General features: G+C 71.8%; 13 protein-coding genes. 5 read left to right on the top strand and 8 right to left on the bottom strand.

Annotation, left to right across the window (positions count from 1 at the left end):
* Window positions 1–258: 258 nt before the first annotated feature.
* The 8 genes from CA983_RS00675 to CA983_RS00640 form a co-directional block, all read right to left on the bottom strand.
* The gene (locus CA983_RS00675) at window positions 259–2040 is read right to left on the bottom strand and encodes an ABC transporter ATP-binding protein (protein ID WP_107500184.1); all 1782 of its coding nucleotides are present in this window, start codon (window positions 2038–2040) and stop codon (window positions 259–261) included.
* Entirely contained in the window at window positions 2037–3776 is a 1740-nt protein-coding gene (locus tag CA983_RS00670; RefSeq protein WP_086598884.1) for an ABC transporter ATP-binding protein/permease, read from the bottom strand. The genes CA983_RS00675 and CA983_RS00670 overlap by 4 nt, the downstream gene beginning before the upstream one ends.
* On the bottom strand, window positions 3773–4591 hold the full coding sequence (locus CA983_RS00665) for an ABC transporter ATP-binding protein (RefSeq protein WP_086598883.1): 819 nt from the start codon (window positions 4589–4591) through the stop codon (window positions 3773–3775). The genes CA983_RS00670 and CA983_RS00665 overlap by 4 nt, the downstream gene beginning before the upstream one ends.
* 17 nt (window positions 4592–4608) lie before the next feature.
* The gene (locus tag CA983_RS00660) at window positions 4609–5616 is read right to left on the bottom strand and encodes a FecCD family ABC transporter permease (RefSeq protein ID WP_086598882.1); all 1008 of its coding nucleotides are present in this window, start codon (window positions 5614–5616) and stop codon (window positions 4609–4611) included.
* Window positions 5613–6653: a FecCD family ABC transporter permease gene (locus tag CA983_RS00655; RefSeq protein ID WP_244206537.1), complete on the bottom strand. Its 1041-nt coding sequence runs from the start codon at window positions 6651–6653 to the stop codon at window positions 5613–5615. Before CA983_RS00655 ends, CA983_RS00660 begins: the two co-directional genes overlap by 4 nt.
* A 101-nt stretch (window positions 6654–6754) precedes the next feature.
* Window positions 6755–7732: an ABC transporter substrate-binding protein gene (locus tag CA983_RS00650; RefSeq protein WP_208636853.1), complete on the bottom strand. Its 978-nt coding sequence runs from the start codon at window positions 7730–7732 to the stop codon at window positions 6755–6757.
* A 207-nt stretch (window positions 7733–7939) separates the two neighbouring features.
* Complete coding sequence (locus CA983_RS00645; RefSeq protein ID WP_425276407.1) at window positions 7940–8341, bottom strand: helix-turn-helix domain-containing protein; 402 nt, start codon at window positions 8339–8341, stop codon at window positions 7940–7942.
* A gap of 138 nt (window positions 8342–8479) precedes the next feature.
* On the bottom strand, window positions 8480–11878 hold the full coding sequence (locus CA983_RS00640; RefSeq protein ID WP_208636852.1) for a family 78 glycoside hydrolase catalytic domain: 3399 nt from the start codon (window positions 11876–11878) through the stop codon (window positions 8480–8482).
* A 355-nt stretch (window positions 11879–12233) separates the two neighbouring features.
* On the opposite strand from CA983_RS00640, the gene CA983_RS00635 reads away from it, so the two are divergent.
* The 5 genes from CA983_RS00635 to CA983_RS00615 all read left to right on the top strand — a co-directional run bounded on the left by CA983_RS00635 (window position 12234) and on the right by CA983_RS00615 (window position 16058).
* Window positions 12234–13172 carry an ATP-binding cassette domain-containing protein gene (locus tag CA983_RS00635; protein ID WP_086598880.1) on the top strand — a complete coding sequence of 313 codons (939 nt, stop codon included), beginning with the start codon at window positions 12234–12236 and terminating at the stop codon, window positions 13170–13172.
* Window positions 13169–14023: an ABC transporter permease gene (locus CA983_RS00630; protein WP_086598879.1), complete on the top strand. Its 855-nt coding sequence runs from the start codon at window positions 13169–13171 to the stop codon at window positions 14021–14023. Before CA983_RS00635 ends, CA983_RS00630 begins: the two co-directional genes overlap by 4 nt.
* 108 nt (window positions 14024–14131) lie before the next feature.
* Complete coding sequence (locus tag CA983_RS00625; RefSeq protein WP_086598878.1) at window positions 14132–15067, top strand: sensor histidine kinase; 936 nt, start codon at window positions 14132–14134, stop codon at window positions 15065–15067.
* Between the two features lie 5 nt (window positions 15068–15072).
* Window positions 15073–15396, top strand: coding sequence for a sensor histidine kinase (locus CA983_RS00620; RefSeq protein ID WP_086598877.1), 324 nt, complete (start codon window positions 15073–15075; stop codon window positions 15394–15396).
* On the top strand, window positions 15393–16058 hold the full coding sequence (locus tag CA983_RS00615) for a response regulator (protein WP_086598876.1): 666 nt from the start codon (window positions 15393–15395) through the stop codon (window positions 16056–16058). The genes CA983_RS00620 and CA983_RS00615 overlap by 4 nt, the downstream gene beginning before the upstream one ends.
* The last annotated feature ends 14 nt before the right edge of the window (window positions 16059–16072 follow it).

Raw genomic sequence — 16072 nt, 5'->3', positions numbered from 1 at the left:
CATGGCGGGGATCGTGGAGTGGTCGGTGCCGCACGCCCTTTGTCGCGTGGTCGGCCGCTGGGGTGCCGGCGATCTGAGTGACGAGGAATTCGAGCGGTTCCTCCCCGGTTGGCTTCGGCATCCCCGGCACGCCGAAACCGAGGACGCTGATCGTGCTGCGCAGCAATGGGCCCAAGGCGGCCGTTTACGGCATCCACGGCGCCAGCGTCGTGGTGATGCCGGCGATCAGCGTCCTCCTGTTCGTCGCGTAATCGCTTGTCACGCCGCTCTGGCCGGAGTCAGTACGCGGTTGAGCGCGCCGTCGGGGCGGGCTGTGAGGTCGTCCCAGGTGCCGTGTTCGGCGATGCGGCCGGCTTCGAGTACGGCGATGCGGTCGGCGCGGCGAATGGTGGTGGGGCGGTGGGCAATGACGATGGTGGTGCGATCGCCCTGGGCGAGCGCGGTGGCGAGTTGAGCGTCACCGGTGTTGTCCAGGTGGGCGGTGGTCTCGTCCAGCACGAGGATCCTGGGGTCGGCCAGCAGGGCGCGGGCGAGGGCGATCCGGGCGCGCTGACCGCCGGAGAGGGAGGCGCCGCGTTCGGAGACGGGGGTGTCCATGGGGGCGATCCGGTCGACGCCGCACAACCGGGCCGTCTCGGCGAGGAGGTCGTCGTCCGCGTCCGGTGCGGCCAGGCGCAGGTTGTCGGCGAGGGTGCCGTGGAAGAGAGGCGTGTCCTGGCCCACGACGGCGACGGCACGGCGGAGTTCGGCGTCGGCCAGGTCGCGAAGATCGACGGCGGCGCCGTCGCCGGGCACCAACTGGACTGCTCCCTCGGACGGGTCCCAGAAACGGGCCAGCAGATGGGCGCACGTGGACTTCCCAGCTCCGGAAACACCGACCAGGGCGAGGGTCTGCCCCGCGGGGACCGTCAACTCGACCCCGTCCAGCACCGGCCGGCCCCCGTAGTCGAAACTCACCCGATGCAGCCGGACGCCCAGCGGGCCGGGGGGAAGCGGGCGCGGTGAGGTGGGCGGCGGAGCGAGAGCGGGCGCTTTCACAGCCGCGTCGACGCGGGCGGCCGCGGCACGCAGCCCCACGGCCTGGCTCAGCGCCCTGGCCGACTCGGCTACCGGGCCCAGCACCGACAGGGCGAGCGCCATCGCCGCCGGGGCCCACGCTCCGTCCAGCCGTCCGGAGGCCACGGACTGCGCGGCGGCGGCGACCACGCCGAGGACCGCGAGCACGATGAGCAGATCGCGTACGGCGGCGGCCATGGCTTCCCAGGTGGCCTCCGCACGCTGGGCCTTGCCCACCTTCCGGCCCTGTTCGGCGAGACGGCCGCGCCGCTGGGACAGCCCGCCGAAGGCGAGCAGTTCACGCAGCCCGTCGACGGCCTCCACGGTGTCGGCCGACAGCTTCGCGGCGGCCGCCCGGGTACGGGCCCCGCGTGCGGCGCGTCCGCGTGCGTCGGCGAAGGGTGCCACGGCGAGCAGCGCGGCGACCGGCAGCACCGCTGCCAGCAGCCAGGGCTCCACCGTGGCCAGAGCGGTGGCTCCGCCGGTGAACACCACGCCGGAGGCGAGGAGTTGGGCCGTGGTGTGGGCGTAGAAGAACTCCAGCGCCTCCACGTCGGCCATCGCCGTCGCGGCCAGGTCCCCGCTGCGCCGGCCGGCCACGCGGGCGGGTGCGCTGCGGGCGAGCCCGTCGAAGACCCGCACTCGCAGCTCGGCCAGCACCCGATAGGCCAGGTCGTGGGAGAGGTCCATCTCGCGCCAGGTCATCAGGGGGCGTACGAGGACGAGGAGGACCAGAGCCGTGACCGTACCGGGCGAGGGGGCGTGGCCGGCGATGACGGCGGTACCGACGGTGTGCGCGGCCAGTGTCAGCAGCGCGACCAGCGAGCCCTGTTCCATGAGCGCCGCGGCGCAGGTGCGGGCCATCATCGCCCGGTGTCCGCCGAGGGCCGGCAACAGGGCACGCAGTGAGCCGCGTGCGGGCACGGACGCGTCGGTGGTGCTGCTGTGCGAGACGCCGACGTCGGCGTCGGTGGTGCTGCTCATGCGACGAGTCCTCCTTCATACGTGTGGCCCGCCTTGACCAGCTCGGCGTAGACGCCCCCGGCCTCGACGAGGGCGGCATGCGCACCGACGGCGTCCACGCGTCCCCCGTCGAGCACCACGATGCGGTCCGCGTGCCGGACGGCGGCGAGCCGGTGCGCGACCACCAGGACGGTCCGGCCTCCCGCGGCGGCGAGCAGTGCGCGGACGATGTCCGCCTCGCGGCGTTCGTCGACCGCGCTCGTCGCCTCGTCGAGCACGAGCACCGGAGCGTCGGCCAGCAGGGCCCGGGCGAGGGCGAGGCGCTGGCGCTGGCCGCCGGAGAGGGTGGCGCCCCGTTCGCCGAGGACCGTTCCATAGCCGTCGGGGAGGGCGGCGATCTCGTCGTGGATGCCCGCGGTGCGTGCGGCGCGTATCAGGTCGTCGTCCGGGGCGCCGGGCCGGGCCAGGCGCAGGTTGTCGGCGATCGTGGCGTGGAAGAGGTAGGTCTCCTGGGAGACCACGGCGATGCCCTGCCGCAGTGAGTCGAGCGTGTACGCGGTGACGTCCTGGCCGTCGACGGTGATCCGGCCCCGCTGTGGGTCGCGATGGCGCAGGAGCAGGGCGAGCAGCGTGGACTTGCCCGCGCCGGACGGGCCGACGACGGCGGTGATCCGTCCCGCTTCCGCCGTGAAGGTGACGTCCCGCAGCGCCGGCGCGTCGGCGCCGTCGTAGGCGAACTCCACGTTCTCGAAGCGCAGCTGGGGCGGGCCCGGCCAGTGTGCCCGTGCCGTTCCGGTGTCGGGCACGGCGGGTCGGGCGGTGCGCAGCGCCGCGAGGCCGTCGGCGGCCGACACGCCCAGGTAGCCGGCGTGCCACTCGCGGGACAGGTCGCGCACGGGCCGGAAGCACTCGGAGGCCAGGAGCAGCACCAGATAGGTGCCGGTCGCCGTGGTGGACCCGGTGACGGCCGACCAGCAGGCGAGCAGCGCGGCCGCCGCGGTGCCGCCCTGGATGGCCAGGTCGGTGAGCCCGGTGTCGACGAGCGACACGCGGAGCTTGGCGACGGTGGCCCGGTGCAGTGCCGCCGAGCGTTCCTCCAGTCGCTCCCGGGTGCGGCCGACGGCGCCCGCGGCCCGCAGGGCGGGCATGCCCTGGAGTGCTTCGAGGTAGTCGGCGCCCAGTTGCTCGTAGGTGTCCCAGTGTTCCCTGCCGCGCCTGGCGAGGAGCCGGTCCCAGGCGCGCGGCCCGAACAGGGCGAGCAGCAGGGCGGGGACGAGGCCGAGGAGGGCGGCCGGTTCGACCGCGGCCAGGGCGGCGAGCAGCAGGGGCGGCACGAGGAGGGTGATGAGGAGCTGGGGCAGGTAGCGGGAGACATAGGCGTCGACGCCCTCGACCCCGTCGACCAGGGTGGTGCGGACGGCGCCGGCACGCGCCGTGGTCAGGTGCGCGGGTCCCAGCCGTCCGAGGTGGTCGAGGAGTTCGTCCCGCAGACGGACCCTGACCTGCGCTCCGGCTCGGGTGGCGGAGCGCCGCTGCCCGTAGCCGAGCCCGGCACGTGCGACGACGACGCCGAGCACCGCCCCGACGAGCAGCGGGAGCCGGTCGGTGTCGCCCGTGGCCACGTCGGCGAGGGCGACGGCCAGCAGCACGGCCTGCGCGAGGTGGGTGAGGGTGACGGCCCCCTGGAGGAGGGTGGCCGCGAGCAGGGGGCGCCGTGCGTGCCGTGCGGCGCGACGCAGTTCGGGGTGGACGATCACGAGGCCCCCTCATACGCGTCCCCGGGGAGGGGGTGATCCGGGTAGCACACCGGCCAGCCTCCCTCGGGGTCCCGGCCGACCCGCCCCGCCACCTTGAGGACATCGGCGAGCAGGCCCGGAGTGACGACCTCCTTCGGCGGCCCGTCGGCCACCACGCGGCCGTCCCGCAGCGCCACGATCCGCTCCGCGAACCGGGCGGCGTGGGCCAGGTCGTGCAGCACCATCACAACGGTGAGGCCCCGCTCCTCACGCAGCCGCACCACGGTCTGCAGCACGTCGAGTTGGTGGTGCAGGTCCAGGTACGTGGTCGGCTCGTCGAGCAGGAGGACCCGGGTGTCCTGCGCGAGCGCCATCGCGAGCCGGACCCGCTGCCGCTCACCCCCGGACAGCGCGTCGACGTCCCGCTCGGCCCACTGCTCCACGCCGACATCGCGCAGCGCACGCCGTACGACGGGGTCGTCGCTCTCGCGCAGCATGCCGAGCGGGCCGCGCGCCGCGTACCGGCCCTGACGTACGAGTTGGCGCACTGTCATGCCGGGGACGGCCGGGGCCGACTGGTGCAGCAGCGCGACGTGCCGGGCGGTGGCGCGGCGGGAGAGCCGGGCGAGGTCGTTCCCGCCGAGCAGCACGCGCCCCCGGTCGGGCCGCAGCAGCCCGGCGGCGAGCCGCAACAGGGTTGATTTGCCGCAGCCGTTGAGGCCGATGAGCGCGGTCAGCTCGCCTGGTTCGACGGTCACGTCGACGCCGCGCAGCACGGGGCGTCCGGGGTAGCCGAAGTGGACTCCCTCGGCGCGGATTCCCACGGGTTCGGTCATTCTGTCCTTCGTCGGCATCAGAACGTTCGGCTCGGGGAGCGGCGTACGACGGCCAGCAGCAGCGCGGCTCCGACGCAGGTGGTGAGGGCCCCGACCGGCAGCGTGAGCCGCCCGGAGTCCAGCGCGAGGGCCAGCAGCCGCGACAGCAGTTGCGCGGCGGCGTCCGACCCGCACACCACGGCCGCGCCCACCAGGGCGGCGCCGGGCAGCGTCATCCGCAGGTCCGCACCGAACACGGCCAGCGCGAGGTGCGGCACGAGCAGTCCGACGAAGCCCAGCGCTCCCACGGCGGCCACCGCTCCGGCCGTCAGCGCCACCGCGCACAGCAGCGCGAGGGTCCGGGCCCGCGCGGCGGACAGCCCGGCGGCACCGGCGATGTCGTCGCCGCACCGCAGCAGGGTCAGCGGCCCGGCCAGCAGCCACGCCACGGCACCCCACGCGAGCGCCCACGGCCAGAGCAGGTGCCAGTGCTGCCACACGCGGCCCTCGGTCGTGCCGACGAGCCACTGGACGACGCTGCCGAGCTCACCCGGCGCGACCAGCAGCACCATGGCGGTGAGCCCGCCGAGCACCGCCGAGACGAGCACCCCGTGCAAGGCGATCTGCGCGGGGTCGCCCCGGCCACGCCCCGCGAGCAGCCACAGCAGCGCGGCTCCGGTGCACCCGCCCACGCAGGCGGCCACGACCACGGCGAGGGGTGATTCCCACCCCGCGAGCCCGAGAGCGGTCGCGGTGACGGCCCCGAGCACCGCGCCCGGCGTCACACCCGTGACCTCCGGGCCGGCGAGCGGATTGCGCAGGGCGGACTGCAGAACCAGGCCCGCCACGCCCAGGCAGGCCCCCGCGGCGAGGGCCACCAGCATCCGGGGCAGGCGGAGCTGGAGCAGAATGTGCCGTTCGGTCGCGTCTCCRCCCCCGCCGAGGACGTCCCGGACCACCGCCGGGGACATCCCCCTCCCAGCCAGCAGTTCCGCGCAGGCGCACACGACGGCGAGTGCGGCGAACACCGCGAAGCGCCGCTTCACCGGGTCTCCTTCGCGGCGGCCGGAACGGCTTCGGGACCCGTCCCCCGCGGCTCCGGGCGAGCGGCGTCGGGCCGGGTCGCTCCTCGCCGAGCCGTCGGCTTCCGAGGGCCTGACCGAAGCAGGGCGACGCCGACGGGCACACCGAGGAGGGCGGTCCAGGCGCCGACCGGTGTCTCCACGGGCGCCAGCGCGAGCCGCGCCGGGACGTCGGCGACGGCCACCACGACCGCGCCCCACGCCGCCGACCAGGGCAGCCAGCGCACCGCGTCGGCCGCAGGGTCGAGCCATCGGGCGAGGTGCGGGGCGAGAAACCCCACCCACGCCACCGGCCCGCACACGGCCGTCACAGGCGCGATCAGCACGATGGCGATGGCCAGCGCGCCGAACCGGGCCCGCTGCGCGCGCACCCCCAGCGCCTCGGCGTCCTCGTCCCCCAGTCGCAGCACCGACAGCACCGGCGCGCACAGCACGAGCGCGGGCAACGCGACGAGCAGCCAGGGCCACAGCCCGGTGACGTCGTCCCAGGTACGAGCGGAGAGCGAGCCGAGGAGATACCGGTAGATCAACTGGAGATCGAACTGGTCGGCCATCACCATGAGCACGAGCAGCGCGGCCTGCAGCGCGGCGGCGACCGCGGCCCCGGTGAGCAGGACGGCGGACGGGCTGCGCCCCCACCCGGCGGCGAGCAGCGTGAGCCCGCCTCCGAGCACGGCCCCGCCGATGGCCAGCAGGGGCTCGACGGCGGCGGGGATGGACACCGCCAGCACCAGCGGTGCGGCGACCCCGAGCGCGGCCCCGGACGACACGCCCAGCATCTCGGGTACGGCCAGGGCGTTGCGCAGCGCCTCCTGCAGTACGAGCCCCGCCGCGCCCAGGCAGAGCCCGGCGACCAGCGCCAGCACCAGCCGGGGCACGCGGAGTTCCGTGACGACGATCCCGGCGAGCGTGCTGTCGGCGTCCAGCAGCGCACCGGGCAGCCGGTACAGCGGGACATAGGGCGTGCCCAGGCTCAGTGCGCAGGCGGACGCCGCAAGCAACAGGCCGATGAGCACCGCGAGTTGCCTGCCCCCGCGATGTCGCCGGTACCGCCCGCCCGACGCCACCCCGCCCACCGCGCTGTCAGTGGCGGTCGGTGCGCTCACCGCAGTGCGGCCGTGGCCTCGTCGAGGACGATGCCCAGTGAGCGGGTGCCGCGGCCCTTGGCCCACACCTCGGAGTCGACCTCGTGGACGTCCCCGTTCCGCACGGCGGGGATCTTCTCCCAGAGCGGGTTCTTCGCCAGCTTCTCCGACAGCTTGCCGTCCGCGTCGCCGAAGGCGATCGTCTCGACGAACAGCACGTCCACGTCACGCGCGAGGATCTCTTCGAGGCTGTAGCTCCCCTCCACGCCACGGGACTTCCAGGGATAGTTCGCCAGCTTGGGGAACAGCCCGCCGGCCACGTCCGTCCCCGGCGTGGCGACACCGAAGTTCTCGTCGCTGCCGTAGATGACGAGCGCGGTCTTGTCGCTCTTGGTCCGCTCGGCCTCGGCGAGCTTGGTGCGGAAGGTCTTCTCGGCCTTCTCACCCTCGGCGGTGCGGCCGGTGAGCGCGGCGACATCGCGCAGGTATCCCACACTGTCCTGCCATGTCTCGGGCTGCATGGGCCAGAACGTGGTGGCGTCCTTCAGGGCCGGGGCGAGCTTGCCGTGGGTGTCCTCCAGGCCGATGACGAGATCGGGCTTGTGGGAGAGGATCGCCTCCACCTCGGGAGCGATGAACCCGCCGGGAATGACGTCGACCTCCTTCGCCTTCTTCTCCCCCAGGAAGTCGGGGTGGGCGAGGAGTTCGCTGTTCGTGGCCGTGGGGACGATGCCCAGCTCGGTCAGGATGTCGTCGCAGAGCGCGAACAGGCAGACGATGCGCTGCGGTTCCTTGTCCAGGGAGACCTTGACGCCATTCGCGTCGGTCAACTCCCGTGCCGCCTTGATGGGTTTCACCGTGACGTCGGTCCTGGTACCGGCCGCGGGGGCTTCTTCGCCCGCCGGCTCGGTGGACGCGCCGCATCCGACCAGTACGGACCCCACTATCGCTGCGGTGATCCAGCCTCGGACGTGTCTCGACGGTGGGCGCAGCATCGATGCCCTCGCTTCTTCTCTCGGGATCCGGAACGCACTGAAGATACATGATAATCGTTTTCATCAGATTCTTCCCGGTGTCCGCCTGCGCGATGAAGCCACGGCCCGGGCGAGCGGGCGGGTGCACGGAGTCAGGCGACGCCGTCCAGCCCATCCGGCGCCCTCTGGATCCCGGCAGCCAGACAACGCAAGGCGTCCTGAGTCCGGCTACCGGGTTCGGCGGTCCACACGACGAGCTGCTGTTCGGGATCCTTCGATGACGAAACCCGCCGTCAGAGTGAAGCCGTTGAGCAGGTACAGCATCTGCGGCTCGACTTCTTGCCGAGCGCCCCTGCCGACCGCGGGCAAGGCGGTCTTCCCCGCGAGGGTCAGGATGTACTCACGTTGATCGCCGTCGAGGCGGAGCACCTGCGAGAGGGCGTCGAGGACGGCCGCGGACGCCTGGACGCGGCCCTGTTCGAGCCGCGTGTAGTAATCGGTGCTGATCACGGCGAGCCGAGCGACTTCCTCACGGCGCAGACCGAGGACACGCCGGGGCTCTCCCCTGCTGGCCAGCCCGACCTCGCCGGGGCTCAACTGCGCACGGCGTGCCTTGAGGAAGGCCCCCAGTTCGTCCAGGCGCGGCTCGGGAGTACAGGGGGACCGCTACAACGCGCACCACATGTCGCTGGTCGAGAAGTAGCAGACAGACCAGAGCGGATGGGATGGCTTCCACTGACAGAAGCCATCCCCTACCGCGTCGTCGAGTTACAGGCCCTTTTCGACCTGCCGAGCCTTCTCGCTCGCGGTCCACGCGCCCGGAGCGTCCAGGCCCGACACCAGGTCACGCAGTTCTCCCGCGGCGTCTTCGGCCTCGCCGAGGCCGCCGAAGGCGGTGTCGACGCCGAAGCTGTAGGACCCGGACCCGACCTCGAACACGGCGGCCCCGTCTTCCATCCGGAGGAACCGGACTCCCTTGGCGGCGTCGGCCGGCCGGCCGCCCTCGGTGACCGCCGAACGGGTCCGCGCCGGCACGTGGACTTCGGCGACGGTGTTGACCGGGACCGTCACCTTCAGGTCGATTGCGCCGTTGCCGGTGCTCCACTTAGACGACAGGAGGCCGTAGACGGTCTTGAGGGTTCCGGAGCCCTCCGTCAGGTTTCCTCCAAGTGCCGGCGCGATGCGTGAGCGCTTGTAGCCGGGTTCGATCGCCGAGAGGCCGCCGATGTTCTGGAACATCCAGTCGCCCACGGCACCGTAGGCGTAGTGGTTGAAGGAGTTCATGTCGACCGGGCCGAAGCTGCCGTCGGGCATGATCGAATTCCAGCGCTCCCACATGGTGGTGGCGCCGCCCGCGACCTCGTAGCCCCAGGACGGGTAGTCCTTGTGCAGCAGCATCTTGTAGGCCAGGTCGTCCCGGCCGATCTTGCTCAGCGCGGGCAGCAGCAGCGGTGTGCCGATGAAGCCGGTCCGCAGGTGGTAGTCGGTGAGCGCCAGCTTGGCCACGAACTTGCTCCCGGCCTTCTCGACCAGTGCCGGATCCGGGATCAGGTCCATGCCGAGGGCCAGCGCGTATCCGGTCTGCGAGTTGTTCTTGACCGTGCCGTCGGCCGCGACGTAGGCCTGGGTGAAGGCGTCGCGGATGTCGGCGGAGAGCTTGCTGTAGTCGGACGCCGCCGTTTCGTCGCCCAGGGCCTTGGCCACCTCGGCCATCATGCGGGCGTTCTCGGCGTAGTAGGCCGTGCCCAGGATGCCCTGCTCGGTGGGGTCGTCCAGGTGCAGCCAGTCGTTGGTGAAGAAGGTGGTGCGGCCGGGCTCGAGCAGGTCCGGTCCGGCGCTGTCGCGCACGAACTGGAAGAACTTCCGCATGGCGGGGTAGTTCTCCCGCAGGATCCGGGTGTCGCCGTAGGAGCGCCACACGGAGTACGGCACGGTGATCATCACGTCGGACCAGCCCACACCGCTCTCGCCGAACTGGCCCTGAGGGGTGGGTACGACCGCCGGCAGGTCTCCGTTGGCGTACTGGGAGTTGCGGACGTCCGCCATCCAGTGGGACAGGAACGCGCGGGTGTCGACGAGGTAGTTGGCCGTCGGCGCGAACAGGCTGATGTCTCCCGTCCAGCCCAGGCGTTCGTCGCGGGCCGGGGTGTCGGTGGGGATGGACAGGAAGTTGCCGCGCTGGCTCCAGGAGATGTTGCTCACCAGCTGGTTGAGCATGCCGTCCGAGGTCTTCAGCGTGCCGGTGGACGGGAGGTCGGATCCCCATACGACGCCCTTGACGTCCGAGAGGGCCGGCGGCTCGTCCACCCCGGTGATCTCGATGTAGCGGAAGCCGTGCTGGGTGAAGGTGGGCTCGTAGGTGACCGTGCCTGTCTCGGCAAACGTGTAGCGGTCGGTGACCTTGGCACTGCGGAAGTTGTCGGTGTAGAGGGTGCCGTTCTTGTTGAGCACCTCGGCGTAGCGGATCTTGACGGTTTGTCCGGCGGAACCGGTGAGGGTCAGCCGTGACACGCCGACCATGTTCTGGCCGAGGTCGTAGACGTAGGTCCCGGTGGTGGGCTCGGTCATCTTCCTGGCCTGGAGCACCTGGGTCCGGCGTACCGGCTCGTCGCTCTGCGGGACCAGCAGGGCGGTGCGGGACTCAAGGCTCGCGGCGGGCTCCCACGTCGCGTCGTCGAATCCCGGCCGGCTCCAGCCCGACGGCTCCAGACGGGCGTCATAGGTCTCGCCGTCCTGCAAATCAGCCTTGGCGTAGGGGCCCTCCGACGCCTTCCACGAACCGTCCGTGGCGATCCACTGGACCGAGCCATCGGTGTAGGTGATGCGCATCTTCGCCACCAGGGCGGGGGTGTCCCCGTACTGGCGGCTCCAGCCGAGCCCGACCTTGCCGGCCCACCAGCCCTCCGCCAAAGACGCGCCGAGTACGTTGTCGCCGCCGTCGAGCAGCTTCGTTACGTCGTAGGTCTGGGACTGGATGCGCTTGTGGTAGTTCGTCCAGCCCGGGGCGAGGACCTGGTCGCCGACCCGCTTGCCGTTGATTTCCAGTTCGTAGAGGCCGAGTGCCGACGCGTAGACGCGTGCGGAGGCGACCTTCTTGCCGGGCTCGGTCGCGAAGTCCTTGCGCAGCAGCGGCAGCGGCCGGGCCGCGGGTCCGTAGAGGGCGTCCGTGGTGCCGGACACGACGAGGGCGGAGTCGGCGATGTCACCGCCGGTGAACGGGTTCCGGGCGGAGGCGAAGTCGGTGTCGAGCAGCGTGCCGCCGTCGGCGCCGGTCACGACGGCGTCGTAGACCGTTCCCCGTTCGCCGCAACAGGCGTGTGTGCGGAAGCCGATGTAGCCCTTGGTGAACGTGGAGTCGATGAGGGTGCTGACCGGCTTGCCGTCGAGGGTCGTCTTGATCGTGGTGCCCGCCACGTCGTAGCGGACGGTGTGCCGGCCGTCGAGGAGACCGGCGTTGGTGAAGCCGTAGGGCGCGAGATCCACCTGCTGGACCACGGTGTAGGTGCCCTTGACCTGCTTGTGCAGTCGCAGCATCGGGGTGGAGCCCGTCACGTTGAACTGCCACATGTAACCGTTGCTCGCGTCCGGGGCACGCAGGAACATCCCGAACGCGGCACTGTCGAGCTTGAAGTCGACCGTGGCGGTGTAGTCGGTCCACTTGTCCAGCTCACCGGGGGCCGCAGGGCGAGTGATCCACTGGGCGCCGTCCCAGTCGCCGGAGTTCAGCAAGCCGGTCTCGAAGTACGCGGTCGCGCTCCACGGACTGGCGGCTCCCTTGTCGTCCCAGGCCCGGACGCGCCAGAAGTACCGGGTGCCCGCCTCCAGGCCGGGACCTTCGTACCGCACGCCGACCTGACGGCCGGACTCCACCTTGCCCGACGACCAGACGTCGGCGGACCCCGGCCTGCGCCCGACCTGGATCTCGTAGGCCTTCTGCGACGTCGCCCGCCGGGCCGACGCCAACTGCCAGCCGAGGACCGGGTCCTCACCGCCTATGCCCAAAGGGTTCACGCGGCCATTGGTGGTCAGGGCCTTCACGGTGAACGGAGCGTCGGACCCTGACGCGGCGGAGGACACGGACGCCGGCAGCATCGCCACGCTTCCGACCACGGCGAGCACTGCGAAGCCTCTGAGGAGTTCGAGCAGGACTGAGCGCTTTCCGCCCATGGCAACTCCGTATTGAATCGTTTCAAACATGCAGGTTGCCGGGACGGTACTGGTGTGACGCGTAACACGTCAAGAGGAAGTGGGCAGGTGGATTTCCCTTCGGGGGGTTCGGTCGGCCGGGACCTGGGCGTTGCGGCTCCCGCTGCATACCCGCATGACCCTCAGCTCACGGCCCTGCGGAGGCGGCGCTCAGCCCCGTTCGACCACGCCGGGTGACCACGGGCGTCACCCCAGGGTCGTTGCCGTCGGCAGCGGCGTACTCCGGTCGTGGTATGCGCAGTGACCGCCGTGGGGCGACGCGGGAACCGACCGCCTTGCAAGAACCTTGAGGCCTCGGACAACCCGGAGGTGGATCGTGATCGAAGTGAACGACCTCAGTAAGAGGTACGGAGACAAGCTGGCGGTGGACACGCTGAGCTTCACCGTGCGTCCCGGTGTGGTGACGGGCTTCCTCGGGCCCAACGGCGCGGGCAAGTCGACGACGATGCGGATGATCATGGGGCTGGACCGGCCGTCGTCCGGGAAGGTCCGCGTCAGCGGCCGCCCGTACGAGCAGCACGAGGCGCCCCTGGAGACGATCGGGGCGCTGCTGGAGGCGAAGGCGATCCACCCGGGACGCTCGGCGTATCACCACCTGCTGGCCCTGGCGGCGAGCAACGGCATCGGCAGGCAGCGGGTGCTGGAAGTGATCGACATGGTCGGCCTGACCGAGGTGGCCCGCAAGCGGGCGGGTGGGTTCTCGCTGGGCATGGGGCAGCGGCTGGGCATCGCCTCGGCGCTGCTCGGCGACCCGCGGATCGTCATGCTGGACGAGCCGGTCAACGGACTCGACCCCGAGGGCGTGCTGTGGATCCGCAACCTGCTGAAGGATCTCGCGGACCAGGGGCGGACCGTCTTCGTCTCCTCCCACCTGATGAGCGAGATGGCACTGATCGCCGAGGACCTCATCGTCATCGGGCGGGGCCGGCTGCTGTCCGCGGGCCCGCTCGCCGACTTCGTCGCCCAGTCCTCCAGCCGGAGCGTACGGGTGCAGTCGCCGCAGGCCGGGGCCCTGCGGGACCTGCTGGTGGGTGACGGCGTCTCGGTCACCGGCAGCCGGCCCGGCGTCCTGGACGTCCAGGGGCTGGAGGCCGCCGAGATCGGTGAACGCGCCGCTGCCGCCGGGCTGGTGCTGCACGAGTTGTTCGTCCAGGAGGCGTCGCTGGAAGAGGCGTTCATGGAGCTGACCCGCGATGCCGTCGAGTACCACGCCACGACCACCGAGTTCGCCACCACTGGAGGGACGTACCGATGAGCACGACTGCCCTCGGCACACAGGACGCGCAGGACACACAGAAGACGACCGGGACCGCCGGCCGGCCTTCGGGCGGTCTGCGGGTGACCTTTCCGCGTGTCGTCCACATGGAATGGATCAAGCTGCGGTCACTGCGCTCGACGCTCTACACGCTGACGATCACCGTGGTCCTGGTCATCGGCCTCGGAGTGCTGTTCAGCAGCCTGGTGGGCTCGGGACAGGGCCCCGGAGAGGACGACTTCAGTGACCCGACCTCGATCAGCCTGGGCGGGGTGATGCTCGCCTCGCTGGCCGTCGCGGTGCTCGGGGTGCTGATGAGTGCCGGCGAGTACGCCACCGGGTCCATCCGCGCCACGCTGGCCGCGGTCCCGTCACGCCTGCCGGTGCTGTGGGGCAAGGTGATCGTCTTCGCCGTGGTCGGCTTCGTGCTCATGTTGGTCGCGGCCCTGGGGGCCTTCCTGGCCGGTCAGTCGGTCCTGTCCTCCCGCGACATGACCACCGCCGCGCTCTCCGATCCAGGTGTGTTCCGTGCTCTGATCGGCGCCGCGGTCTACCTCACCGGTGCCGGGCTGATCGGCCTGGCGGTCGGCGTCCTGCTGCGCAACACGGCCGGGGCGATCACCACGGTGGTGGGCGCGCTGTTCGTGCTGCCGGGTGTGATCCAGCTCCTGCCGAGCAGCTGGAACGACGCCATCGGACCGTACCTGCCGTCCAACGCGGCGAACGCGTTCATGTCCGTGCAGACGAGCGGTGACTCGCTGTCGTCCGGATCCGGGCTGGCGGTGTTCGCCGTGTACCTCGTCGTGCTCCTGGCCGGCGCGGCCGTCCTGCTCAAGCGGCGCGACGCGTGAGTCCGGCTGCCGCGGGCACCCCGCCGGCCGCCTCGTACGCCTTCGGGCGTGGGGGCGGGCAGCCGCGTCCGTGCGGATCGAGGTCCCGTACGAAGGAACGGTGAAGCCGTGCTCGGACCGGCGTCGCTGCGACGGGTGACCAGCGCCCACCCGCGCCTGCTGGATGCCGCCCTCGCGGCCCTCGTGGGCAGTGCGGGCATGCTGCCCGTGCTGTTCGGGCGATGGCCCGACGGCGACCGGGCGTCGGGCGCCGACGCCGTCGCCGCCGTGGCCGCGTTCCTGCTGCTGCTGGCGCGCCGCCGGGCACCGCTGCCCGTCCTGGCGCTGACCGTGCTCGGCGAGGTGGCCTTCACCGTCCTCGCGTCACAGCCGTCGCGGGCGCTCAAGATCACCGTGTTGCTCGTCATCTACACGGTGGCCCGTACGGTCCCCCGGCGGACCGCGCTGATCGCCGCGGGGGGCACGTCCCTCGTCCTGTACGCCGTCATCACGTATGCGATGGGTTCGGCCTACAGCCCGGAGGCCGGCGCCGTGTTCGCCTGGACCGGGATGTTCGCCGCTGTCGGGGGCACCGTGCGCACCTGGCGCGACTACGTCGCCGCGGTGGAGGAGCGAGCGCTGCGGGCGGAGGCGAGCAAGGAGGCGGAGGCCCGCCGTCGCGTCGCCGAGGAACGGCTGCGCATCGCCCGGGAGCTGCACGACGTGATCGCCCATCACATCGCCCTGATCACCATTCAGGCGGGCGTCGCCGGGCACTTCCTGCGTGACCGGCCGGACCAGGCCGACGTGGCGCTCGGCCACATCCGCGACGGCGGTCGTACCGTTCTGGACGAACTGGGCTCGCTGCTGCACGTACTACGGCAGTCCGGCGACGCGTCGGACGAGACGCAGCCGACCGAACCCGTGCCCGGCCTGTCCCGACTCGGTGGGCTCCTCGAATCGCTGACCGCCGCCGGGCTGAGCGTCCGCCACCGGCAGGCCGGCCGCGCCCCCTGCCGACCGCCGTCGACCTGGCCGCCTACCGCGTCATCCAGGAGGGGCTGACCAACGTGCACAAGCACGGTGCCACCGCCGAGGCGGACCTGCTCGTCGACTACGCGCCCGACGCACTGCGCATCCGGATCACCAACCTGCTGCACACCGGTCCGTCCCCGGTCCCGGCCGCGGCGGGCACCGGACACGGGCTGACGGGCATGCGCGAGCGCGCCCACGCGGTCGGCGGCAGCTTCCGTGCCGGAGCGGACCCCGACAGTCGTTTCCGCCTCGATGTGCGTCTGCCGCTGCCCGAAGCGGCGTCGCCGACCGAGACTCACACAGCGGGTCGGTCCGGCACGACCCTGCCCGCGACCGCGGTTCCGGGGAGGCCGGGATGACCATTCGCGTTCTGCTCGCCGACGACCAGGCCCTCGTCCGCGCCAGCTTCCGCATGCTCATCGATTCGGAACCGGACCTGGAGGTCGTGGGAGAAGCGGCGACGGGCGACGAGGCGGTCGGACTGGCCCGCAGCACCCGTGCCGATGTCGTGCTGATGGACATCCGGATGCCCGTCATGGACGGCCTGGCCGCAACGCGCGCCATCTCGGCGGACGAAGACCTCGCGGGCGTACGGGTGGTGATCCTGACGACGTTCGAAGCCGACGCGTACGTCTTCCAGGCGCTGCGTGCCGGAGCCAGCGGGTTCCTCGGAAAGGGCGTGGAACTGTCCGACCTCCTCGACGCCGTCCGGCTGGTGGCCCGCGGAGAGGCGCTGCTGTCACCCAGGGCGACCCGGGCACTCATCGCCCAGTACCTGACCACACCCGACCTGACGAACGCTCCCGGCCCGGAGCTGACGAGCCTGACCGAACGCGAGCGCCAAGTGCTCGTCCTCGTGGCCGCCGGCCTCTCCAACGACGCCATCGCCGAAAAACTGAACGTCTCACCCTGGACCGCCAAGACCCACGTGAACCGCGCCATGACGAAGCTCGGCGTCCGCGACCGCGCCCAACTCGTGGTGATCGCCTACCAGACCGGCTTCGCCCACCCCGGCGCCTGACCGGCCCCGGAGGA

This window comes from Streptomyces swartbergensis, from assembly GCF_002148965.1.
Classification (GTDB): Bacteria; Actinomycetota; Actinomycetes; order Streptomycetales; family Streptomycetaceae; genus Streptomyces; species Streptomyces swartbergensis.
The sequence above is the reverse complement of the archived record's forward strand: the minus strand, read 5'-3'. Positions and strand labels throughout refer to the sequence as shown.